Annotated in this window: 17 protein-coding genes and 2 tRNA genes; 11 read left to right on the plus strand and 8 right to left on the minus strand. The window is 42.7% G+C overall.

Annotation, left to right across the window (positions count from 1 at the left end; genetic code table 11):
• Positions 1–299: 299 nt before the first annotated feature.
• Positions 300–2,444 (minus strand): TonB-dependent receptor, encoded by a 2,145-nt coding sequence (locus CQA49_RS06200; RefSeq protein WP_115575102.1) that lies wholly within the window; start codon positions 2,442–2,444, stop codon positions 300–302.
• Between the two features lie 225 nt (positions 2,445–2,669).
• On the opposite strand from CQA49_RS06200, the gene CQA49_RS06205 reads away from it, so the two are divergent.
• From CQA49_RS06205 to CQA49_RS06220, 4 genes are read left to right on the plus strand one after another with little or no spacing between them, the layout of a single operon-like run.
• A complete protein-coding gene (locus CQA49_RS06205; protein ID WP_258864243.1) occupies positions 2,670–4,265 on the plus strand; it encodes a TolC family protein in 1,596 nt (531 codons plus the stop codon).
• A gap of 3 nt (positions 4,266–4,268) precedes the next feature.
• On the plus strand, positions 4,269–5,579 hold the full coding sequence (locus CQA49_RS06210) for an efflux RND transporter periplasmic adaptor subunit (RefSeq protein ID WP_115575103.1): 1,311 nt from the start codon (positions 4,269–4,271) through the stop codon (positions 5,577–5,579).
• Between the two features lie 16 nt (positions 5,580–5,595).
• The gene (locus tag CQA49_RS06215; protein WP_115575104.1) at positions 5,596–6,360 is read left to right on the plus strand and encodes an ABC transporter ATP-binding protein; all 765 of its coding nucleotides are present in this window, start codon (positions 5,596–5,598) and stop codon (positions 6,358–6,360) included.
• 16 nt (positions 6,361–6,376) lie between these two features.
• Positions 6,377–7,594 carry an ABC transporter permease gene (locus tag CQA49_RS06220; protein ID WP_115575105.1) on the plus strand — a complete coding sequence of 406 codons (1,218 nt, stop codon included), beginning with the start codon at positions 6,377–6,379 and terminating at the stop codon, positions 7,592–7,594.
• 1 nt (position 7,595) lies between these two features.
• Here the strand turns inward: CQA49_RS06220 and CQA49_RS06225 are convergent, their stop codons facing one another.
• The 4 genes from CQA49_RS06225 to CQA49_RS06240 all read right to left on the minus strand — a co-directional run bounded on the left by CQA49_RS06225 (position 7,596) and on the right by CQA49_RS06240 (position 10,629).
• Entirely contained in the window at positions 7,596–7,820 is a 225-nt protein-coding gene (locus CQA49_RS06225) for a MoaD/ThiS family protein (RefSeq protein ID WP_115575106.1), read from the minus strand.
• Positions 7,821–7,918: 98 nt separating this feature from the next.
• On the minus strand, positions 7,919–9,238 hold the full coding sequence (locus tag CQA49_RS06230) for a molybdopterin molybdotransferase MoeA (protein WP_115575107.1): 1,320 nt from the start codon (positions 9,236–9,238) through the stop codon (positions 7,919–7,921).
• 57 nt (positions 9,239–9,295) lie between these two features.
• Positions 9,296–9,880, minus strand: a complete 585-nt coding sequence (gene ribA, locus CQA49_RS06235; protein ID WP_115575108.1) for a GTP cyclohydrolase II — start codon at positions 9,878–9,880, stop codon at positions 9,296–9,298.
• Between the two features lie 17 nt (positions 9,881–9,897).
• Positions 9,898–10,629: a DUF3943 domain-containing protein gene (locus CQA49_RS06240; protein ID WP_258864244.1), complete on the minus strand. Its 732-nt coding sequence runs from the start codon at positions 10,627–10,629 to the stop codon at positions 9,898–9,900.
• A 241-nt stretch (positions 10,630–10,870) separates the two neighbouring features.
• Here CQA49_RS06240 and CQA49_RS06245 point away from each other — a divergent pair, with 241 nt between their 5' ends.
• From CQA49_RS06245 to CQA49_RS06255, 3 genes are all read left to right on the plus strand, one after another.
• Entirely contained in the window at positions 10,871–12,223 is a 1,353-nt protein-coding gene (locus CQA49_RS06245; protein WP_115575135.1) for an aromatic amino acid transport family protein, read from the plus strand.
• Between the two features lie 177 nt (positions 12,224–12,400).
• A complete protein-coding gene (locus CQA49_RS06250; RefSeq protein WP_115575109.1) occupies positions 12,401–14,848 on the plus strand; it encodes a GDP-mannose 4,6-dehydratase in 2,448 nt (815 codons plus the stop codon).
• Positions 14,838–16,337 carry a glycosyltransferase family 9 protein gene (locus CQA49_RS06255; RefSeq protein WP_115575110.1) on the plus strand — a complete coding sequence of 500 codons (1,500 nt, stop codon included), beginning with the start codon at positions 14,838–14,840 and terminating at the stop codon, positions 16,335–16,337. The genes CQA49_RS06250 and CQA49_RS06255 overlap by 11 nt, the downstream gene beginning before the upstream one ends.
• Here CQA49_RS06255 and CQA49_RS06260 read toward each other — a convergent pair.
• From CQA49_RS06260 to CQA49_RS06270, 3 genes are all read right to left on the minus strand, one after another.
• Positions 16,334–18,562 (minus strand): hypothetical protein, encoded by a 2,229-nt coding sequence (locus tag CQA49_RS06260; RefSeq protein ID WP_147288662.1) that lies wholly within the window; start codon positions 18,560–18,562, stop codon positions 16,334–16,336. The two genes, CQA49_RS06255 and CQA49_RS06260, sit on opposite strands and share 4 nt — an antisense overlap.
• Positions 18,563–18,663: 101 nt before the next feature.
• Entirely contained in the window at positions 18,664–20,403 is a 1,740-nt protein-coding gene (locus tag CQA49_RS06265) for an ABC transporter ATP-binding protein (protein ID WP_115575112.1), read from the minus strand.
• A gap of 12 nt (positions 20,404–20,415) precedes the next feature.
• On the minus strand, positions 20,416–22,275 hold the full coding sequence (locus CQA49_RS06270) for an ABC transporter ATP-binding protein (protein WP_115575113.1): 1,860 nt from the start codon (positions 22,273–22,275) through the stop codon (positions 20,416–20,418).
• Positions 22,276–22,491: 216 nt separating this feature from the next.
• On the opposite strand from CQA49_RS06270, the gene CQA49_RS06275 reads away from it, so the two are divergent.
• The 4 genes from CQA49_RS06275 to CQA49_RS06290 all read left to right on the plus strand — a co-directional run bounded on the left by CQA49_RS06275 (position 22,492) and on the right by CQA49_RS06290 (position 23,772).
• Positions 22,492–22,566, plus strand: a tRNA-Gln gene (locus CQA49_RS06275).
• A gap of 59 nt (positions 22,567–22,625) precedes the next feature.
• Positions 22,626–22,702: transfer RNA gene (locus CQA49_RS06280), tRNA-Met, on the plus strand.
• A 138-nt stretch (positions 22,703–22,840) separates the two neighbouring features.
• A complete protein-coding gene (efp, locus tag CQA49_RS06285; protein ID WP_115575114.1) occupies positions 22,841–23,404 on the plus strand; it encodes an elongation factor P in 564 nt (187 codons plus the stop codon).
• Between the two features lie 53 nt (positions 23,405–23,457).
• Entirely contained in the window at positions 23,458–23,772 is a 315-nt protein-coding gene (locus tag CQA49_RS06290; RefSeq protein WP_115575115.1) for a hypothetical protein, read from the plus strand.

Raw genomic sequence — 23,772 nt, forward strand, 5'->3', positions numbered from 1 at the left:
CTTATCCCCCTGCAAAAAAAGAAATTCTAAGAATCTAAGTGGGATTTAGCAAAATTAAAAAACTTTGAAAAATAGAAACTTTTAAAAGAATTAAAAATAAATAGGATTCTAAAAATTCTAAAAAGCTAGATTTTAATGAGGGATTGCTTCGGATTCTAAAGAATCCTCGCAATGATGGGAATGGGGACTTTTTGGATTGCTTCGGGTAAAGCCCTCGCAATGACAAAGATTCTGCGTGTCATTGCGAGCGCAACGCAGTTAAGCGAAGCAATCCATTCTTTAAAAATTTAGAATCCGACTTAGAATTTATACTCTATGCCTGCTAGGATTCTGCGGCCGGGTTGGTAGTAGTATGTGCCATAATAGTAATTCCTATCAAGCAAGTTGTATGCGCCGAGGCTCAAAGTCAAATCCTTAATCACATGGTAATTTGCCTTTAAATCAATAAGGAAAATATCATTATTTTGGAAGTAGTGAGTATAAACTCTATTACTTCCGCTACCTGTTGAAGCTGCAAACCATTGCTTGCTTTGGTAAGTGACTAGTGCGATAAAATCAAGCTGTTTGATTGGCTTATATACGATGCTTGCATTTGCCACATGGTTTGGGTAACTAAGAATCCTTGAGCCATCGACTGCATAGTCACTAGTGCCACCTAAAGCATTTTTTTGTGTGAAAGTGTAGTTTGCATTCAAAGTTAAAGCATCATCAAAAAGCGCTTGAGCAAAGCTTGCTTCAAAACCATAGGAAACACCATTATTTATATTAATGTTTTGACTACAACCTGTGCCAGCGGAGCAAGAACCATTAGGCATTGTTTTACTTGCAACCATGTTATTTATAATATTGTAAAACACAGCTACGCTTAGTTTTGTAGAATCTGTGTCTATAGTGATGCCTGATTCGTAGTTAATGGCAGATTCTGGTTGGAGATTTGGATTTGCTACCTTTTGTCCCCATTGTGAGCCATAGCGTGTATTTAGTGTGGGGAGCATGGATTTTTTTCCTACATTCATATGAAGCATCACGCTATCGCTTACTTGTGCATATAAGATACCTTGTAAAGTCCAGCCTTGCAAATGCGAGTTGGAATCTTTAACAAGCGTTGTATCGGTCCTGCTTGTAGGAACCTTAATCAAAAAGCTATCATTCCTATCATAGCTCGCACTTAATACAAAGCGCAAATTATTTTGCAATGTTTGGGCGTATTCTGCAAATACAGAAGTGCTTAAATCTTTAAGAATCTTTGTATCATAAGTCAAAGTATTTGGGTCTTGGGCGTTGTGGTTGTCATTGCGTAAATTTAAACCAGCCTTAAGATTCTTAAACTCATCAAAGGCATAATCAAGTGTGAAAATCCCACCAAGCGCGTAGTCATCGTAAATACTTACGCCGGGTTGATTCGCAAAGCCTTGTCCCGGCGCAATAACACCATTTCCTTGATACTGCCCTCTAAAATCTATCCTATTATAAAAACTATCATAATACACGCGGGAATTTAAAGAGAGCTTATCAGTGAGCTTTGAGTTCCCTAGCAAATACGCGGTAACCTTGTCGTAATGTGGCCAATCCCAATAAGGGCTATTTCCGTTAGCGCCTATTGTGCCACCATGCTTGCCTCTTTCATAAACGACATTTAGCGAGTATTCATGGTTTTCGTTTGGTTGCCAGCCGAGCTTTGCTTTAAGCGTATTATTTGTGTAGTAGCTATTGAGCGCGGTTTTGTTAGGTTGCCAAATGGTTGTTTGGAAATTATTTGAGAGATTAAGAGAATCTCTATCTACAAAAGAATAGCTTAACTGCGCGTAGTATTTGCCAAGATTTGTGCCGATTGATACTGCAGCGCGGTTTTCGTTATTGCTTACAAACTCATATTTTCCGCGTATTTCAAGTCTGTCTTTTGGCTTTGAGGTGATGATATTTATCGCACCACCCATAGTATTCATACCATATACAGGGCTTGTGTAGCCTTTTGAGACAGAGATTTCAGAGATTTCAAAGGTATTGAGGTGTTTAAAGTTTGTATTTCTCTCATAGATTGAATAAATCGGAATCCCATCAACAAAAAGTCCGATACGACTTCCACCATAACCGCGGATACTAACACCTGAATCGCCTCTTTGGCGCGCACCTTCGGATACAAATACACCGGGAGTGTAGCGCAAGGCTTCTGCGACATCTTTTGAGCTTGTATTTGCAATATCTTCTGCGGTAACGGTGCTTACCGTTGGGTTGCTATCTGGACGGGAATCTCCTACAACCTCAATGCGTCCTAAGTCATAGACTTTGTCAGTGTTTGATTTTATGCTTTGAGGGGGGGGGGTAGTAGATTGATTTGTGCTAGATTGCGCGCTAGGTTGGTTTGTCGCTTCATCTGCAAAAGCGAGATTTGCACTTAGCAATACACTAATAAGTGCGAGGGAAACTTTGGGATATGTTTTCATTGTTGCTCCTGTGTTGTTTTTGTGGGATTTTGGGTTGAAGTCCAAAATCTCAAAGCGTGCATTTTGCAACTATTTATATAAAAATAAACTTAATATATAAAAAAATATAGGCTTTTTTAAATATGAAAAAGTTAAATATGCAGGTATTTCATATTTAATTCACTTTTTCTACCTACAATCCCACTATAAATTGTCCGCAATAAAATTTGAATAAGGAATTTTGCATTGAATCTTAGAATTTTTTTGCTCGCTTTTCTTGTTGTTTTTTCAGCTTGCACGACGAAAATCCCTACAGCGCAAGAGCTAGAGAGTAAAAATCATATCCCGCAGGCTTTTAGAAATTACACAAAAAAAGATTCCGCGCAAGAAGCACAAAACGCGCAAAACACACAAGAAGCGCAGAATCTACAAAGCAAAGATTCTAAGAATCCGCAAAACAACACGCAAAGTAAAAAGTTTAAAGCAGATTCTCATCTTAAGCAATTTAGCTTACTTTTCAACGACAAAGACCTAGAAAAGCTCCTAACAATCGCGCTGGAACGCAATAGCGATGTGCTTATAATGATTTCGCGTATCGAGCAGGCAAAAGCGCAGGCAAAAATCAACACCGCAAGCCTTTTCCCCACAATCAACGCCGGACTTAATACCAACTACACCGACAGACGCACACAAAGTCAGAATCTCACCGTGCGCCCGGGCACAAACTCCGTAAATGCGAGCCTTAGCATGAGCTGGGAGCTTGATTTGTTTGGCAAGCTTAACGCACTGCGCAAATCAAGCAAAGAAGCTCACAAGCAAGCTCAAAGTAACCTCGCAAATACGCAACTCACACTTATTGGCGATGTGGCGACTTATTATTTTACCTTGCTTGATAATGCCTTTTCCATCGCGCAAAGCAGAGATTTGCTAAAAAATCTCGAGGAGATAGAAGCTATTAGCAAGCAAGAGTATGAATCTGGGCTTATTGACATAAACACCTACAAAAGCGCGATGATAAATACCACCACGCAAAAAAATAGCATGGAGAGCGCGCTTTATACTTTTGAGCAAAACAAAAACGCGCTGCTTGTGCTCCTTGATATGAACGCGCAAGAGCTAGATTCTTATGTGGATTTTTCCCTGCCACGCGAAGTGAAAATCGCAGAGTTTGACATTGAGGCGCTTCCAAGCGAGGTGATTTTACAGCGCCCCGATGTGGAATCTAGCATTTACGCGCTGTACTCCCAACTCTACAAAGAGACAAACGCAAATGCCGCGAGGCTTCCTAGCATTTCGCTTAGCGGCTCAATCGGGGAATTACTCTATAGTAACACCACAGGGAATTCTCTTGTCTTTCAAATTGCAAATTCTATCACCACGCCTTTATTTAATCGCACAAGCTTAAAGCAAAACTACCTAATCCAGCAAGAGCTAAGTAAAGAGGCTTACTACACCTTGCAAAAGACGATAAACACCGCGCTTGGCGAGATGGAAAATGCGCTTTTTGATAAAACTTCTAAAGCAAGACAGGTGCAAAATCTCTCGCTCGCGCTTAACCTTAGCCAAGAAGCATGGCAGATTGATACCCAAAGGCAGGCAAATGGAATGATTGATAGAAGTGAGTTTTTGACTAATGAAAACACACATCTTTCAATGCGCACTCAATTCCACACTTCGCAAATCAATGAGGCGATTTCGATGGTGACGCTGTTTAAAGCTTTTGGCGGGGCGTTGTGGATTGTGGATTCTCAACTTCAAGATTCTGCAAACCAAGAAAAAATCGCACAAGGAACGCAAGAGAATCGCGAAGCAACGCTAGATTCACAAAATATAAAGGATTAAACAATGAATATTTATGATACGCTCAATCCCAAAAAAACGCATTTGCAAAAAAAGTGGCTTTTTGTTTTCCTCGCGCTTGTGCTTGTTATCGGCACGGTGGCGGTGTATTTTTGGAAGTTTCATACGCCTTCATTTTCATATGAGACGCTCCAGCCCACACGCGGGGACATAAAGGCGAGCATTTCGGCTTCTGGCTCACTTTCGCCCACAAATGAAGTGGAAATTGGTAGTGTGATTTCAGGCATCGTGCTAGAAGTGCTTGTTGAGGAAAATGATCGCGTGAAAAAGGGGCAGATTCTCGCGCGCATTAACCCAGAAAGTATCAATCAAGAGCTTGCGCGCTACAAAGCCCAGCTAAACTCCGCAAAAGCCCAGCTTAAGGCAAGCGAGCAAACTTTGGTGGACAAAAAGTGGAATTATGATCGCTTGCAGGATTTGTATGAAAAAACCGGGGGTAAATCGCCCTCTCTTTTAGAATTGCAAAACGCTAAGACTAATTACACTTCTGCCCGCTCTGATGTGGATATTAAAAAAGCCTCAATCGCAGAGATTGAGACAAGCATACAAACCGCAAGCATTAATCTTAAAAACTCGCAAATCATCTCGCCTATCGATGGTGTAGTGCTGACAAAAAGCGTGGAAGTGGGGCAAAGCGTGGCAGCGAGCTTCCAAGCGCCTGTACTTTTCAAAGTCGCTGAAAACTTAGAGGAAATGCTTCTAAAAGCCTATATTTCTGAAGCAGATATTGGCAAGGTTAAAGAAGGACAAGAAGTGCAATTTAGCGTGGATTCTTACCCGGATAGGACTTTTTTTGCAGAAGTGAATAAGGTAAATTTTGGCTCGGGCGATGGAAGCACGAGCAGTTCCTCAAGTAGCTCAAGTTCGAGCTCTAGTAGCTCTAGCACGATTGTAAGCTACATTGCGCGCATTGAAGTGGATAATAAATCCCTCCTTTTGCGCCCAGATATGAGTGCGACAGCAGACATCATCATCGCAAAGTCGCAAAATGCCTTGCTTGTGCCTAGCTCCGCGCTTTATTTTGATTTAAACAAAGCCATGCAAAAGCTCCAGCCAAAAGCGGGCAAAAGCGCGTCTTTAGGCACAATGTTTGGTCCGCCACCGCGCCCTAGAGCGCAATTTAGCGCAAAAGAAAATCAAAATGCGAGCAAAAGTGGGACGCTGTGGATTCTCAAAGATGGCGTTCCGGAATCCGTGCGCGTGGAAGTGGGAATTTCTGATGGGCAATATACGGAGATTATTAGCGGTATTGATGAGCGCGCGCAAGTCATCACTGCGCTAAAAAATGGCAAATAATGGGTAAGCAAAAATAATGGATAGTCAAATAAGTCAAGCTATAGGGCAGGATTTTATCGCGTTGCATAATGTTTGCAAGACTTATGGCAAAGGCGAAAGCGCATTTGAGGCGCTTAAAGGCGTGAGTTTGCGGATTGATAAAGGGGAATTTGTCGCGCTTATGGGACCTAGCGGAAGTGGCAAATCAAGCCTAGCAAATATCCTTGGCACGCTTGATGTAGGCACTAAGGGCGAGTATCTTTTTTGTGGGATAGATGTTTTTAAGCTTAGCCAAAATCAGCGCGCGCTTTTGCGTCGCAATTATATTGGTTTTATTTTTCAAGGATTTAACCTTCTTGCGCGCACAACGGCGCTTGAAAATGTCGAGTTGCCTTTAATGTATCGCGGGATGAAAAAGGCGCAAAGAGAAGCTTTAGCGCTTGAGGCGCTGGATCGCGTGGGATTGAAAGAATGGGCGAGCCACACAAGCTCAAAGCTTAGTGGCGGGCAGCAGCAGCGCGTGGCGATTGCGCGTGCGATTGCTTCAAAACCGCTTTTCTTGCTTGCGGATGAGCCAACGGGGAATCTTGACACAAAGCGCAGTGTGGAGATTATGGAGATTTTGCAAGAGCTCAACACCGAGCTTGGGATAACAATCCTCATGGTTACGCATGAGCCGGATATGGCGCAGTATGCTAGCAGGGAATTGCACTTCTTAGATGGCAGGCTTTTGAGCGATTCCGCTAACTTGTCCGCGCCACAAAATCCAACACCACAAGAATCTAACTTGCAAGAATCTTAACCCAACAAGGAAACCTATGATACTAAACGCTTTTTTACTTGCCTTGCGTCAGATTCGGCGCAACTTTTTGCGAGCGTTTCTTACGATGCTTGGCGTGATTATCGGCGTTGGCGCGGTGGTAGTGATGATAAATCTAGGCAAAGGCACCACGCAAATGATAAGCGATAGAATCTCCTCTTTAGGAAGTAATCTTTTGCTTGTTTTCCCCGCGCGCGCAATGAATCCCAGCGGTGCAAACCCGCGACGCAACTTTAGCCTTGAAGAAGTCAAAGAAGTGCGCCAAATGATGGGCGAATATAGCGTGGCAGTCGCGCCGATTTCGCAAACTTCTGTAATGTTGCAATACCTTGCCAAAAACACCACGACGACCGCGCAGGGCGTGGATTCTAACTTTTTTGATGTGACGCAGTGGGATACTGAAGAAGGCAGGCTTTTTGAAGCTTCTGAATATCGTGTGGGGAGCAATTCCTGTCTTATCGGCGCGAGCGTGCGTAAAAATCTCTTTGACAATGAAAATCCCTTAGGCAAAAAAATCCGCTTAAATAATATCGTCTGTGAATGCGTGGGCGTGCTGGAATCTAAGGGGCAAGGCGGTATGGGGAACGATCAAGATGATGTAATTTTGCTCCCTATGAAGGCTTTTACGCGTTCAGTTAGCCCGAGCAACTCGCTGTATTCTATAAATCGCTTTATGATACGCTTGCAAGAGGGGGTAGATTCCACACAGGCGGTAAATGCGCTCACACAAGTTTTACGCAAGGTGCGTAATGTCCGCAGCGGCGACAGGGACTCCTTTGAGATTATGGATACAAAGCAAATCGCTGAAACGCTCACTTCCACAACGCAAATGCTTACCGCGCTTTTGGGGCTTATAGCGGGCGTGAGCCTTATTGTAGGTGGCATTGGGATTATGAATATTATGCTAGTTTCAGTAACCGAGCGCACGCGTGAAATCGGCACACGCATGGCGATTGGGGCATTACAAAGCGAGGTTTTGGGTCAGTTTTTGATAGAATCTGTTACGCTTAGCTCGCTTGGCGGACTTTTAGGGATTCTCTGGGCATTTTTTGCCTCGTGGGGGCTAAGCGTGCAAATGGAGCTTCCATTTGTTTTTGATATGCCAACAGCGCTTATTGCGTTTTTGTTTTCCGCATTTATCGGAATCTTATTTGGCTATCTCCCCGCACGCCGAGCCTCAAAGTTAAATCCCATCGTCGCCTTGCGCCATGAGTGATTTACCCGCCACATACGGGGGGCAAAATCACCACTTTATCGCCGTCTTTAAATGTATATGCGGAATCTTTGATAATCGCATCATTGACCGCTACAGCACAGATTCCAAGCCATTTGGTGAGGTTTGGATTTTGCGAGAGTTTTTCTTTTAGCTCTTCCATGCTAGCCACTTCCAAATCTAGTGCGCTTTCAGTGCTTAAAGGTCCTAAAAATTCTACGCGTATCATTGCTCTTCCTTTCGTGTTTTGTCTTGTGTAGATAAATCGCGTTATGCGTGCGTATTTTACCTTTTTTTGCTTGCTTAAAGTTGCAAATTTTTCAGAATCTACCCCAAAATGTCCCTAAAAAGTAGGACTTTCACGCTCGCGCCTTTTGGTAAATCGCCGCCATTTTCTTCCAAAATAATAAACGCAGTATGCGCGCCTAGATTGTTAATCATCGAGCTTTGCAGGCTTTTTTTGGAAGCGCAACTTACCTGCAATGCGCCAGATTCTACTTTCACTTCACACGCGCGGAATTCCATTCTAGAATCTGTGCGTTTCAAGTCCTCCAAAAGCGTGGCGTTTAAAATAAGCTCTGGTGCGCTTGTCTCGCAAAGACGCGCCAAAATCACGCGTGCAAAAAGCAAAAATGTCGCCGCGCAAGAGTTCGGATAGCCGGGCAAACCAAAAATATGTGTTTGCTTTTGCGCGTTGTGATAGATTCCATACGCGACGGGCTTTCCGGGCTTTAGGCGCACACCTTTAAACACTATCTTGCATTCTTGTTTCATAATCTCTTTTGTAAAGTCAAAATCCCCAACACTCATACCACCGGTTGTTACAAGCACATCACACTGCTCTAGCGCGCTTTTATAAAATGCCCTAATCGCCTCCTTATCATCGCCCACTTTTGGGAATAGCACGCTTGTATGTCCCAGCGTCTCCACGAGCGCGCCCAAGAGATGATTATTCACGCTACGCAGGGCGTTTGTGCGATCGCTCTCCTCGCCCACTTCGATAATCTCATCGCCAATGCTCAAAATCCCAACGCGCGCGCGTGCAAACACTTCGATAAAAACCTCGTTATTATCCGCGAGGATTCCGATTTCAAAAGGGCTTATGCGCGTTCCTTTGGGGATTAGAATCTCATCTTTTTTATAGTTATCGCCTACTTGACGCACCCACTGCGCGCGTTTTAGTATCTGCCCTGCGTCTTTTAGCCTAATGTAGCGCGCGTTATCTTTTTCAAACTCCTCGATATCCTCCACCAAAAGCAATGTATCAGAATCTAGCGGCATACGCGAGCCGGTATAAGTGCGGATAGCACTTGTGGATTCCAAAGTGTAGAGTTCCTCGCTCCCTGCTTGATTACGCGCTTGAATCTTAAGCCCATCGCTCTGCCCTGCGCTTTCTCCCTTTTCTTGCGCTTGTTGTTGCGCCTTTTGCAACGCTAAAACATCATCAAAACGCACCGCAAAGCCGTCCATCGCAGAAGTTGGCACAGGTGGGACATTGTGCTTTGCCCTAATATCGCGTGCTAAAATGCGCCCTAAAGATTGATTAAACACGATTTTTTCTGTAGGCAATGCTTTTACCTCAATAGTGTTTAAAATCTCCAAAGCCTCGCTGTAGCTTATCATCTGTCTTGTTTGAGAGTCTATCATTTTTCGCACCTTTCGCACTTTTGCCTAGCACTAAATGCGCCTAGCACGCGCTAAATTTTAAAGCAAATGCCCCATTTTATCTTTTTTAATTTGCAAATACTCTTTATTATGCTGATTACAGCCCACGATTATGCTTGTCCTACTCACTTTGGCGTATTTTTGTATGGATTCTATCTTTAGCGGATTGTTTGTCAGCAAATTAATCTCCTCAATCCCAAAATGCCTAAAAATCGCGCCCACAATCTCATAATCGCGCAAATCACTTGGGAATCCAAGCTCGATATTTGCCTCCACGGTATCAAGCCCTTTATCTTGCAAAGCATACGCATTGACTTTGTTAAAAAGCCCTATGCCCCTACCCTCCTGCCTTAGATAGATGAGCATACCGCCAGATTCTGATTTTGCAATTTCTTTCATCGCGTATTCTAGCTCGTTGCCACAATCGCATTTCAAAGAGCCAAAAACATCGCCCGTTAGGCATTCTGAATGCAACCTAACAAGCGGAATCTTGCCTAGAGTTTTCGTCCAAACGACCAAATGTTCCCTAGGACAGCCACCTTCTACAAATTCCTTAAAACTTTGAATATAAAAATTCCCGTATTTCGTAGGCAAATGCGCCTGCGCTGAAATTTCAAACTTCATTTATAAATCTCCTAAAATTACCAATGATGATAAAAGCTCAACATTACGCCACTCCCGCCAGAGCGACTAAATGTAGGCGCGAGGTTTGCGTAAGTATTGCTTTTTGTGATACCAAAATGTTTATCAAGCTTTGTTAGCTCAATGAGCGCGCCCACAGGATCAAGCACAATAAGCGCAAATTCCCCAACTGAGCGCGAGCCAAAAAGCTCTCGATTGTTGGATTCTATTGTTTTGCTTGCTTGATAAAACGCCTCGCCCAAAAGCGAACCAAATGCAGGCGTGACGACTAAATCCTGCCAGCTTGGCGTTTCTGCGAAAGCCTCGATACCATATTCCCAAAAAATCGCACTTGCAGCGAAAGAAAAAAGTGTAGATTCAAACCAGCCAAAGCCCGCCTTGCGCGGCTGCATATAATACACCGCGCCCCAATAAGGGTGCGTTATCCAATTAAGCACCCAATCATCTCTATCCGCCACAGGCGAACGCGAGACTTTGCGCGCCCAATTTGAGCCAAGATTGACAATCTCATTTTTTTGCCAATTTGTGACATTCTCTGGAAGCATATAAAGCACCAGCGCGCCTCCAACGCTCCCAGCCAAAACAACTCCGCTACTTAAAAGCACATAATCAAAATTTGGCTTAGATTCTGCAATTTTAAGCTTTGAGTAGTCCAGCTCCCCTGCCTGCTTTGCTTGCAACACGCACACACATGTACAAAAAAATAAAATTTTTACAAACAATTTAGGCAAAACACTTCTCCAAAAACACTTTATTTAAGCAAGGGCGCGCATTTTACAATACTTTGCTTAACCAAATTTAACCAAATGTTTAGGGAGTGCTTTTCAAAGCTTCTTTTTGGTAAAATGCTCGCGCTAAAATACCATTATTCAAACACAAACCAAATAAACTAAGGAAACAGATATGAAAAAATTTAGAGATTCCAAAACAGCGTCGCAGAATCCTTCACAACCCCATCAGCAAGACAGGGCAATGCATGCGCGCGAAGCGGAGCCAAGCAGAATTCACTTCCGCGAAGGCGATACATTCAATGGAATAAGGTTTAGTGCCTTTGATTTGCGCTGGGCGCTTTCGCTCTTTGGCACAGCTGTAGGCGCTGGCATCCTTATGTTACCCATTCGCGCAGGCACTGGGGGCTTTTATCCTGTCGTTGTGATGACGCTTTTGATATTCCCCATGGTGTGGCTTTCTCACCGCGGGTTGTCATTTTTTGTCCTCAAAGCAAGTGGGAATGACAAGGACATTACGCACGCGGTGGAGGAATATTGGGGACATAAGGCGGGCTTTTTCATTACACTACTCTACTTTTTTGCGATTTATCCTATTTGCTTAGTGTATGGCGTTGGGATTACCAACACTTTTGGGAGCTTTTTTGTCAATCAATTAGGGCTTGAGGGCTTTTTTGAAGTGCTGAAAAACTCACAAGGCGAGGAAGTGCGCCAACTTTTGCCAATAGTGCGTGCATTTTTAGCCTTTGTGCTAGTGAGCGCGCTTATGGCTGTTATGCTGCTCAAAGAAGAAACGATTACAAAAATTTGCACGATTCTTGTGTATCCGCTGTGTTTTGTGCTTTTTGCTTTTTCGATTTATCTCATTCCTTATTGGAATTTTGAAAGTTTAAAGCAAGTCCCGCCGCTAAGCGAGTTTATTAGCGTTGTGTGGCTGACTTTGCCTGTGCTTGTTTTTTCATTTAACCACTCGCCGGCAATTTCGACTTTCACGCTAAGTCTCAAGCGCAAATATAAAAGCCACGCGGAATTTAAGAGCAATCAGATTCTGTTTAATACTTCCCTTATGTTGCTGGTGTTTGTGATGTTTTTTGTGTTTTCGTGTATTTTATGCCTAGATTCTCAAGATTTCGCGCTTGCGCGGGAAGCAAATCTGCCTATACTTTCTTATTTTGCAAATAAGTTTCAAATCAATGCGCCTTTGGTGGGCTATGGCGCGCCTTTGGTTGCGTTTTTGGCGATTACTTCGTCATTTTTCGGGCATTATTTTGGCGCGAGCGAGGGGCTCAATGGCATCGTGCGTAAGAGCTTTAAGCTAAGAGGCAAGGAAGCGCCAAGCACAAAGGCTACGCATATTTTTACGACGATTTTTATGTATAGCACGCTTATCATCGTCGCGTATGTGAATCCAAGCATTTTGGACTTCATAGAGAGTTTGGGTGGTCCGATTATTGCGACGATCCTTTTTATCATGCCGCTTGTTGGATTCTATAGTGTGAATGCGCTCAAACGCTACCGCAATGCGTGGGTGGATGTGTTTTTACTTATCACGGGCTTGCTGACGATCTTTAGCGTGGTGTATAAAATGACGCTTTAAAGGGCTTATTTTAAGCTAAAAGCCAAAAATCTTAAGCTAGAATGTCGGCTCATTTTTGCGTGCTTATTTTTTGGCTTATGGGCGCGAAATTACAATATTTGGGGGAATTTTTGAGAATCTTACATCTTTGCACTTCGGATTCTGCAAAAGCTTTGTTGTCTAATTTACGGAGGATTTATGGGATATAAGAATCTCGCCACCACAGCGCACAGCGCTCCCAAAGTCCTCTACTCGCATGATATTTTCTCCACGCAGTTTGTCGGTGGAATCTCGCGCTACATTTATGAGCTATATATCCGCAATGAAAATGCAAAAATTGCCACTTTGTATTCTGAAAACCTCTATCTTGGCAAAAATAAAAAACGAAAAGATTTTAGAGGCAAAGGACGGCTTGTCTCTTATATAAATGAGCTAGCAGAAAAGCTTGCTTTAGCGCGAGAAAAATTTGATATTTATCATCTAAGCTATTATAAAAACTTACGCAAACCAAAAGATTCGCTTCTAGTGATTAGCGTCTATGATATGATACATGAGCTCTACGCAGATAGCTATTTTGCAAAAGATACAAAGACTTCAAAGCTAAAAAGGCTCAATTGCCAGCAAGCCGATGGAATTATCGCTATTTCAGAACAAACCAAACAAGATTTAATCCAGCTTTTTGGAATCGCAAAAGAAAAAATTCAAGTCATCTACCTAGGGCATAGCCTTAGAGAATCTCACAGCACCATCTCTTTGCCGGATTCTTATGTGCTTTTTGTGGGTGGCAGAAGTGGCTATAAAAACTTTGAAAATTTCGTATATGCGTTTGATATTCTGCATAAAAAATACCCACATTTGCAGGCACTTTGCGTGGGTGCGCCATTTAATGCTGCAGAATCCCAACTTCTTGCGGAGCTTAATTTAGACAAAAATTTTACAAGCATTCAAGCCAAAGAAAATGACCTTTACACAATTTATAATAAAGCTCTATGTTTTGTATTCCCCTCATTTTACGAAGGATTTGGGATACCGATACTCGAGGCATTTTTTGCAAAATGTGCAAGTGCTTTAAGCGATATCGCTGTTTTTAGGGAAATTGCAGATTCTAGCGCGCTCTACTTTGACCCACACAATCCAGAATCTATCGCAAGCACTATCGAAACCCTGCTAAATAACAAAGACTTAAAGCGCACGCTAATCGCTAATGCCACAAAACGCCTCGAGCTTTTTAGCTGGGATAAAACCTATCAACAAACGATAGATTTTTACAATAGCTTGCTTAAGGGCAAAAACACCTTAGCAACTACAGAAAAAACCGTGCCAAAAGAAACTTGCGCCAAAACCCAGATTATCGCGCCTCAAGTTTCACCAAATATCGCCCTAATCCTCGGTGCAGGCGGGCAAGATGGCTATTTTCTTATGCACTTGCTTTTAGAAAAAGGCTATGAAGTGCATATCATGGTGCGACATTTGCCAAATTTCAAAGATATAAAATTCGTGCATTATGATGATTTGTATTACGCAGATTCTGGTGGCTGCGTGGTTTATCATTATGGAGATATCACAGATTCTAGCTCTATTGTCTCAATCTTTCAAAAGATTAAACCTAGTGAAATTTATAATCTCGCTGGAATCTCTAATGTCAAAAAATCATTTTCCATGCCACAAAACACCGCAGATTCTATCGCGCTTGGCACGCTTAGAGTGCTAGAGACGATGCGGAGCATGGGGATACAAAGTAGATTCTACAATGCTTGCAGTTCTGAAATCTTTGGAAACGCGCATGGCGTGCAAAATGAAAAAACGCCTTTTGACCCAAAATCCCCTTATGCTATCGCCAAACTTTATGCATTTTATATGGTGCGACATTATCGAGAGGCTTATGGGATTTTCGCTGTCAATGGGATTTTGTTTAACCACGAATCGCATTTGCGCGGTGATGAGTTTGTGAGTAAAAAGATTATCAAAGCAGCTGTGAGAATCGCGCATAATCTACAAGACAAACTCTATCTTGGGAATCTAGATTCTAAAAGAGACTTTGGCTATGCCAAAGATTATGTGCAGTGTATGTACCTCATGCTGACACACACCACGCCAAAAGACTTTGTCATCGCTACAGGCGAGCAGCATAGCATTAGAGAGCTTTGCGAGGTGGCTTTTAGGCTTGTGGGTATTACGCTTGAGTGGCAAGGCGGTGGAATAGATGAAAAAGGCATAGATTCTAAATCAAAAAAAGTGCTTGTAGAAGTAAATCCAAACTACTTCCGCCCGCTTGATGTGAAAAGCAGTATTGGGGATTCTACCCTCGCGCAAAAAGAGCTCGGCTGGAATCCGAAAAATACAAGTTTTGAGAAGCTTATTGAGATTATGGTGCTAGCGGAGGAGAAAGAAATTCTTAAATCTCCTATTTTAGCCACTGAGGGGGGGGGGCAATATAATGTAATTCTTTATTTTGGCTCTTATTGCGCTAATGATTTTTCACATTCCACACTTCCTTTAAAATCTCAAACTACCCATTCTATTTTTAACCTTAAAAAACAAGAAATCACCAACTTTTCACATATTTTTGCGCAAGATTTTTCATACTATTCACGCTCATATTCCCACACACTAGGTGGATACATGGATAAATCCCGTGCCGCTTAGAATCCTATGTGGAACAATATGTGAAAAGAAAGATTTAGAAAATCTTTTCACCTCTTTGCGGGCAAATCACGCACAAGATTTCATAATTTTCGCTCCAAAAAATCTTTTAAACACAATCACGCAGCCCCAGCCTAGCCATATAATTTTGCAAGATTCTGCGCAGGCGCATTTAGAAAATATTGATTTCCTCTACTTGCCAGATAGCGCGCAGGTGGAATCCGCCCTAAAAGCGCAAACCCCCTACTTTAGCAACCCTAAAATGCCAAATCCTATAAAGCAGATTCTCAAAGCGATTAAAAATCTTTGTGAAAATATGCTAGATTCTATCGCGCTTTGCTCGGCTAAGATTTTCACTAGACTTTCATATGCAATGTCTAAAAAGCCCAAAAATCAAAGGCGCAAGCTTGCTATTATCCGCACTGACGCGATTGGGGATTATTTGCTGTTTCGTAATTTTTTGCCTTGCTTTTATGAGCATTTTGGCAAAATCACACTTATTGGGAATGCCGCTTACAGCGACCTTGCGCTAAATTTTGATAGGCAATATTTGGAGGAATTTATCCCGCTTCATATGAGGCGCTTTTCACGCAACCCGCTCTATCGCTTTAAAAGCGTCTATAAAATCGCGTGCCTAGAGTTTGAAACTGCAATTAATCCGATTTTTAGCCGTGACAAGGCAAGCGAAAAGATTGCTAAAATTATACGCGCACGCCAAAAATACGCCCCAAAAGGCGATTTAAATAACCTTAATGCAAGGGATTATGCGCGTTTTGCTAAAAACTACACTTTGCTTACGCCATGCAAAGAAGGCGTTATGTTTGAGTTTGAGCGCAACGCTGAGTTTGCAAGCGCGCTTTTAGGCAAAACTATTTTCCCACCACTCACGCTAGAGCTTGGAGATTGTGCGTTGCAGGAGTTTGAGCGCTTCAATCTTCCAAAGCCTTATGTGGTGCTTTTCATTGGGGCAAGCACTTCTTGGCGCAAATGGGATATAAAAAATTTCTACAAAGTCGGCTTGTGGCATTTGTCAAAGGGCTTTCATGTGGTGATTTGCGGAGGGAGAGAAGATTCTCAAAATGGTGAGAATCTCGCAACTATGCTAAATACACAAAGCAACCTTACAAAGCAAACTAAAGGCTTTCACGCCTTTAATCTCTGCGGAAAAACAACTCTTTGCGCGCTAGCGCGAGTCGTGTATAACGGCAATCATCTAGTGAGCAACGAGACTTCATGCGCGCATCTTGCCGCAACGCTTAGACACGACATAAGTATTTATGTCGTGTCTAACGGCAATCATCTCTATAGATTTACCCCCTACCCTTGCAGGGTAAGGGGTAAATACTATGGAATCTATCACCCAATTATCGACAAAAATCTATGCGCGTATGCGTTTCTCTCAAACTATATGCAAAATCCAAGCCGCCTTGATATCAACCAAATCACACCACAAAGAGTGATTGAAGTTATTGAAAATACGCTAGATTCTTAAAACAACCACCCGAGGTGCATTTTGATGCCAAGATTCTGCCATATGGTGCTACTTGTAGCGCTTGCTTCAAGCCCAAGATTGATATGCTCGCTCACTTGCGCCATTCCGCCAATCTTCGCCCCATAGCGCGTTACAGAATCTAACCCCACCAAAATATCAGCCTGCCCCGCCTGCGCGTTTTTGAAATTTAGAGAATCCAGCTTGTTTAAAGGCTGTTCCACAAGCACGCTCGCCACAATGCTTCCCTTATAAAACCGCGCACGCACTTCAACCCCGCCCAGCGCCTCATAATGCGCGCCTTTAAAATCCTCGCTATAAAAGCCCAGCACGCTTTCCATTCCACCTTGAGCATACATACCGCCACCCACGCCCACAAATGGCTTAAATGACAAGCCATCACCAAAGCGATAGCCGATACTTCCCTCAAGCCCTACATGCGAGATATTTGCCTTGTTTTGCGTGCTTGTGAGCGCGTCTTTAAATTCCTGCTTGTTTTGAATACTGCCAAACGCGCCATTTGCGCTTAGATCGATCTCAAAATCTCCCAAAAGCACGCGCCCAGCGATTTTCATGCGCCATATATCGCTTTTTGCCCTTGTGGTGTAGTATCCGAGCTCTTGCGTGCTTTGCGCTTGTATGTAGCCTACTTGCAGTTGCAAGATTCCATATTTGAAGGCTTCGTTGAGCAAAAATCCCCCGCCATAAAATGAGCCTTTGCCAAACTCGCTATCTTGTAAATACGCGCCTTGAGCTTGAATGCTAAAATCGCTATACTCGCTCATCACCGCTCTATCCTGCCGCAGGGAATCCAAAAGCGCAATCGCGCTAAATCCAACCGCGTGCATTTGTGTGTATGCCTCGCTTATGGCGCTTGTGAGCACGGCTTTGCTGTAGGTGTTGTAGATGTTGGGGATTTTTGCCTCAAGCCCGCTTAGCACGCTCTTGTCTTGAGAATCTAAGCTTTGCCTAAAATCATCTATCTTGTCTTGTTGCGGTGCGATGATAAGCGTGCCGGTATTTGCATCAAAAGTAGAATCTGAAAAGTCGCTATTTTGCTTTAGCACGAAGTTTGTGTCCCCGCTAATCGCACCTGTTATAAGCGTGAAGCTCCCATCTTTGGCGCCTGTGGTATCCACTATCACACTGCCATTGTTGGTGAGATCCCCTATGAGTTGCCCCATATTCCCGCTAGAATCCGCGCCAAAGTTTAGCGTGCCACCCGCTTGATTCTGGAGCGTTGGCGTTTCTAGCGCGCCACCATTTATGACAATTTGTGCGCCATCTTTGTTTTCTACACCACCTTGGGCGTCTAGCGTGCCGCCATTTACTATGATTTGTGAGCTTATATTGTTGGTATTGGCATTATTTTCGCTAGTTATTTTACCAGTGATAATCATGCTTCCACTATTGTTGATTATCGTACCAGCGCCGCAATTACTACTATTACAGATCGTAGAGTATGTAATCCCGCCATTATTTACATTTCCGAGAATGCTAATTTTTCCACCATTATTTATTATCGAAGCAGTGGATGATCTATAAGAGCCCATACCTGTATCCTCTAACCCTGCTAGCAGCAAAGTTCCACTGCCACCATTGATATCTATACTTAGATTACTTCCACTATTTACCACGATATCACTATAAAAAGATGCTCCATTTATCTGAAGTATCATAGCTGATGCATTGGATAAATTTATTTTTGCATAGCTTACAAAAGACCTTGAAATATAAGTAAACTGGCTATTATTTAAATCAATTAGTGAGTTTGAGTAGGCGGTAAATGTGCTTGCATTGGCATTTTTGCCAACAAAAGAAAAAGATGAATTATTGAGCCTCCAAGTAGAATTGCTATCCATAATAACACCATCAAAACCATCCACAACAAGCCCGGTATTTGGATTTAGAGTCATGCTGTTGATATAAAACACAACAGTGCTATTTTGCGGAGGGGTGCTGGGAGTTGGCGCAACAAGCGATATGGTAAGTGCTGCCCTCGTACTACCAGAATTTGACAATGTAAAGGAGCTAAGACGCCTGTCTTCTGGATTAAAAGTGCATTGCAGCCAAGTACAATCTGCATGGGCATTTTGCGTCTCACTTACCCCATTTAGCGTATAAGAAGTAGGCAAAGAAACATTGAAATCCGCATACAGCCCACTACCACACGCCAAAATATATGCAAACACCTTTTGCAGAGAGTAAATAAATTTTATCTTTTGCATAGCAGAAATCATAGCACAGACTTTGCCACTTTTACGCTAATAGGGGGAAAATCTAGCGCAACAATTAAGAAATATACCAAAAAAGATAAAAATTAGATTCTTTACGCCCCTTTGCTTTCCTCTTCCCACATTTTTTTGTAGAAGCCGTTTTGTTTTAGCAGTTCCTCGTGTGTGCCGCATTCTTTGATTTCGCCATTATCTAAAAGCACGATTTTATCACAGCTTATGATGGATTTGAGCTTATGCGCGATGATGATGACGCTTTTATCACGCGCTAGCTCGTTGATAGCCTGTTGCATGGCAAATTCATTATACACATCAAGGCTAGAGGTGATTTCATCAAGCAGCACGATTGGGGAATCTTTAATAATACAACGCGCGATGGAGATTCTCTGCTTTTCGCCTCCACTTAGGCTTGAGCCACCTTCACCCACCGGCGTTTTTTCACCTTCTGGCAATGCCTCCACAAACTCCAGCGCACTTGCCTTTTTTAACGCGTTTAGAATCTCGCCTTTATCGGCATTTTCCCTGCCAAAGGCAACATTAGATTCCACACTATTTGCGAAAAGATACACATCTTGAAACACCATAGAAAATTTTTTCATCAGTGCTTCAGGCTCAAGGCTCGCTATATTTTTATAGCCATTTTTCGCATCACCTATTTCTATGACGCCACGATCCATATCATAAAAGCGCGCGATGAGCTTTACTAGCGTGCTTTTCCCGCTGCCACTTTTGCCAACAATCGCCACACTACTACGCTCTGGGATTGCAAGAGAGATATTTTTTAGCACAGGCGCGTCTTTTTCATAGCCAAAGCTTATATTTTTTAGCACTATTTCATTTCCTTTTGGGATCTGCGTATCACTCCCGCTCATTTGCGGTTCCCCCAAAAGCTCGCGGATATTTTTCTCACTGCGCGAGAAATACTGCAACTCAAAAAAGTTAATACTAAAAGTCAGCAATGGCACAAACGCCTTTGAACCAATCAAAATAAATCCCAAATATTCAATCACGCTCAAATCCCCATTGAGCAAAAATTCACGCCCAACAAGCACCATAATGCCCACTCCTGCGCCCATACAGGATAAAACCGCCAGCGCAAAAGGCATAAGCCCCACTTCTATGCGTATGCTTTCTTTCCGTAAGTTTTCAAACGCCTTCTCCAAGCGCGCAAACTTTTCCCCCGCCATATTATGCGCCTTTATCGTTGCGATGCCATCGATATATTCATTCAAATGATTTGACGCATTTAAAATCGCGCTTAGATGCTTATCGCTCAAATATTTCGCAAGCTTTCTCACGCAAACAAGTATGATAAACGCCAAAGGCACGCAAAGAAAGAAGCTTAGCGCCATTTGCCAATGATAACAAACAAGCGCGATAAACACCACAAAACTCACCACCAACGCGCCAAACATTTGCGGAAGCAAGTGGCTATTAGCGGTTTCTAAATTTGAAAAATCTTTCATCAAGCTATGCGAAAGGCGCGCGGGATTGCTACGTTCCAAAAAGCCCAAAGGCAGGCGCCTAATGTGCTCGGCAAGATTGAGTCTCCCGCTGGCGCTTTGCTCATACGCGCTTACATAGTTATTTTTATACGCAGGGATTGCGACAAGAAAGCTTATCGCCATATATACAAATCCAATCGCGCAAATCACCCACAGCTCAAAAATGCTAGGCGCACTCCCGCCCAAATATGGCGCCAAAAACTTCGCACAAAACACAAATACAATAAAAATCCCCGCAAAATTTACCATCTCGCTGACACTACTCCAAAAAAGCGATTTGTAAAAATGCCTCACATTCCCTAGCGTGATTTCTTGCAACATTTGCCACATATTCTCTCCTTTTTAATTGTGAATCTGCCATTTTGCAGTGTCTTTATAGAGCTCATAAAACGCCTTGTATTCTTTGCTAGATTCCATAAGCTTTGCATGCGTGCCAAAGGCGAGAATCCGCCCTTTGTCTAAAAGTAGAATGTTATCTGCGTTGATGATTGAATTTAGCTTATGGCTTACCAAAATCGTGGTTTTGTGTGCTTTGAGCGATTCTAAGGCACGCGTGATTTTGCGCTCATTTTCCACATCAAGGCTAGAGGTGATTTCGTCAAGTAGCAAAATGGGGGAATTTTTAACAAAAGCGCGCGCTATGTTTATGCGTTGCGCCTCGCCTCCGCTTAAATCCATGCTCTGTCCGATGATAGAATCTAAGCTAAATTTTTGCAAAATCTCTTCGCATTGCGCGAGTTTTAGCGCTTGCAAAATCTCTTCTTCGCTCGCTTCAAAGCTCCCAGCGCGCACATTTTCTTTGAGAGAATCTCGAAATAAAAAGCTCTCTTGAAACACCATACTAAGGCAATCCATAAGGCTTTTTTCGCTCATCTCCCTAATATCCACGCCACCAATAAGAATACTCCCGCTCTCCACATCATAAAAGCGCGCGATGAGCGATAAAATAGTGCTTTTCCCACTTCCGCTACGCCCGATAATTGCAAGGCTTTGTCCAGATTCTACGCGGAAGCTGATATTATGAAGCGCGCCAGAATCTGCTGTGGATTCCGCACTAGATTCTTTAGAATCTGCAGAATCTACGCTAGATTCCACATTCCCGCGCCTTTTATAGCCAAAACTCACATTTTTAAACTCGATACTAAAGTCTTTTGGCATTTTTGGATTCTCACTTTGAGCCAAAGGTTGAGTGCTAAAAATCTTATCTATGCGCTCCACGCCTTCATTTATCTGCATTAAAGAGCGCGAAAGATTTGAGATTTTTAGCAATGGCGCAATAAGCGCGGTGCTAAAGATAATCACGCAAAACAAAGTCAAATCAAACACAATATCTTGCGGATCTTGCGCGATAATCGCCACACCCACAGGCAACACAAACAGCACAAAACTATTAATAAACACCAAAAATACATTATAAGAAGGCATACATCTTTTCGCAAAACCAAGCGTGTAGTCGCGGTAGTCGCGCACATTGTGGCTAAAGGCTTGAAAGCTAAAAATACTTTTGCTAAACATTTTCACAATCGGCATCGCACGCACAAACTCAATGCTAGAGGCATTTATACGCTCTAATGAATCAAAAAAACGCTTTATCTCCTTTTTCGCGCCATCTTTCCCATACACGCTAAACTGCACGCCCATCGCCACCACATACACGCCCACACACACCAGCGCCAAACGCCAATCAATCACAAAAAACAAAATAAATATAGCCACCGCGCCAACCACTGCTTGAATGAATTCTGGAATCTTATGCGCGATGAAATTTTCTATCAACTCGACATTTTCTTGCAAAGTCTTGTGAATCTCGCCTTTGCTCGTGGAGGTGAAAAATCCAAGTGGTAAAAGCGCTAAATGCCTACTAAGGGCTAGTCGGAGATTGTAGAGGATTCTATACGCGGCAAAGTGGCTAAGGGTGAAAGCCGCGCCATTTAAAAGCATGCTTGCCACCACACCACCAAGCGCGCAAAGCCCAAGAGTGAGGATATAGCCCCTATCCACGCCTTCTAGATTCTCAGCATAGGTGATAAACTCACACACTATCAAATAACTTGCAAAATATGGCGCGAGTGCCACAAGGCTAGCAAGTGCGGAAAAAATCGAGGAAAAAATAATCGTGCCCCTCTTAGCCGCGCTTAGCTCAAAAAGGCGCGGCAAGCCTTTTTTGTGCGGAGGTTTAGTTGTTTTTACATTGCTTGACATGCGAATTCCTTTTAAGATTTTAAAATAACGCACGCATAATAGTGGAATGCAAAAATTATTTCTACCTCAAAATGCTAAAGTGCTTCAAAATGGTAAAATTTTGAAAAAATGCTGACAGGTTTTGGTAATTTCAATATTTAAATTTCCCTAAAATCATTTCTAAAACTTGACTTTTGATTCTGAAACTATTATAATCACGCTTTTTTTACTAAAGATTGGGGTATCGCCAAGCGGTAAGGCACCTGGTTTTGGTCCAGGCATTCAGAGGTTCGAATCCTTTTACCCCAGCCATTTTCAAGGCTTTTCAAACTCTCCAAAATTAAGTATCCTTAATTTTTCTTTTCAAATAACGCGGGGTAGAGCAGTCCGGTAGCTCGTTGGGCTCATAACCCAAAGGTCGGCGGTTCAAATCCGTCCCCCGCAACCAAATTTCATCAAAAACAGCAACTTTATAAAGCAACGACTAAAATTAGTAATAAATTTTCCCCCTTAAATCTTTGCATTGAAAAAGGATTTTGCTATAATGCGCGCCTTAAAAACCAAATAAATCCCTTAAGGAGCGAATATGGCTATCGGTATGAGTGAATTAAAAAAAGGCTTAAAAATAGAAATTGACAAGATTCCTTATAGAATCGTAGAGTATCAACATGTCAAACCCGGCAAGGGAGCGGCGTTTGTGCGTGCTAAAATCAAATCATTTTTAGATGGCAAGGTGATTGAGAAAACTTTCCACGCGGGCGATAAGTGCGATGAGCCAAACTTGCAAGAAAAAACAATGCAATACCTCTACCATGATGGCGAAACCTATCAATTTATGGATAATGAAACTTATGAGCAAGTCGCGCTTAGCGAGGCGCAGGTGGGCGATGCTGGGAAGTGGATCATCGATGGCGTGAGCGTGCAGGTGCTTTTCCACAATGACAAGGCGATCTCTGTCGATGCGCCACAAGTTGTCGAGCTAAAAATCATCGAAACCGCGCCAAACTTCAAAGGTGACACTTCATCAGCTGGTAAAAAGCCCGCTACGCTTGAAACAGGCGCAGTGGTGCAAATCCCTTTCCATGTATTAGAAGGCGAGACAATCCGCGTTAATACCGAAAGTGGGGAATATTTAGAAAAAGTGAAATAATCGCGCGCTGGGATTCCCGCATGGATTCCCACAAAAGAAGGATTTTGCAACAAATGACAACAACACGAAGGAAATTTTTTAGTGCATTTTGTTTATTTTGCCTGCAAGGCATGGCGCAAAATGCCCTTGCCCAGACAACCAGCACAATAACCTACACAACAACTCACACAACAAAAACCGACACATACACTTTTTATTACAAAATAAATTCCACTAAGAAAATTCTTTATAAATCCGACACAGGCGACTATATAGAATCATCAAATATGGAGCTGCCAAATATGGAGCCAGCAGATATAAAAAAGAGCCTTTATAATGCGATAAGCAAATTCCTACAAACCGCCACAAATAAACCAACACAACCTTAA

Origin of the sequence: Helicobacter sp. MIT 00-7814 (genome assembly GCF_003364115.1) — a bacterium.
Classification (GTDB): Bacteria; Campylobacterota; Campylobacteria; order Campylobacterales; family Helicobacteraceae; genus Helicobacter_F.

Coding starts and splice junctions, on each gene's coding strand:
- CQA49_RS06290 (WP_115575115.1), top strand. CDS start 23,458: ATGACAACAACACGAAGGAAATTTTTTAGTGCATTTTGTTTATTTTGC.
- CQA49_RS06270 (WP_115575113.1), bottom strand. CDS start 22,275: ATGTCAAGCAATGTAAAAACAACTAAACCTCCGCACAAAAAAGGCTTG.
- CQA49_RS06215 (WP_115575104.1), top strand. CDS start 5,596: ATGGATAGTCAAATAAGTCAAGCTATAGGGCAGGATTTTATCGCGTTG.
- ribA (WP_115575108.1), bottom strand. CDS start 9,880: ATGAAGTTTGAAATTTCAGCGCAGGCGCATTTGCCTACGAAATACGGG.
- CQA49_RS06260 (WP_147288662.1), bottom strand. CDS start 18,562: ATGCAAAAGATAAAATTTATTTACTCTCTGCAAAAGGTGTTTGCATAT.
- CQA49_RS06220 (WP_115575105.1), top strand. CDS start 6,377: ATGATACTAAACGCTTTTTTACTTGCCTTGCGTCAGATTCGGCGCAAC.
- CQA49_RS06250 (WP_115575109.1), top strand. CDS start 12,401: ATGGGATATAAGAATCTCGCCACCACAGCGCACAGCGCTCCCAAAGTC.
- CQA49_RS06210 (WP_115575103.1), top strand. CDS start 4,269: ATGAATATTTATGATACGCTCAATCCCAAAAAAACGCATTTGCAAAAA.
- CQA49_RS06200 (WP_115575102.1), bottom strand. CDS start 2,444: ATGAAAACATATCCCAAAGTTTCCCTCGCACTTATTAGTGTATTGCTA.
- CQA49_RS06245 (WP_115575135.1), top strand. CDS start 10,871: ATGCATGCGCGCGAAGCGGAGCCAAGCAGAATTCACTTCCGCGAAGGC.
- efp (WP_115575114.1), top strand. CDS start 22,841: ATGGCTATCGGTATGAGTGAATTAAAAAAAGGCTTAAAAATAGAAATT.
- CQA49_RS06225 (WP_115575106.1), bottom strand. CDS start 7,820: ATGATACGCGTAGAATTTTTAGGACCTTTAAGCACTGAAAGCGCACTA.
- CQA49_RS06230 (WP_115575107.1), bottom strand. CDS start 9,238: ATGATAGACTCTCAAACAAGACAGATGATAAGCTACAGCGAGGCTTTG.
- CQA49_RS06265 (WP_115575112.1), bottom strand. CDS start 20,403: ATGTGGCAAATGTTGCAAGAAATCACGCTAGGGAATGTGAGGCATTTT.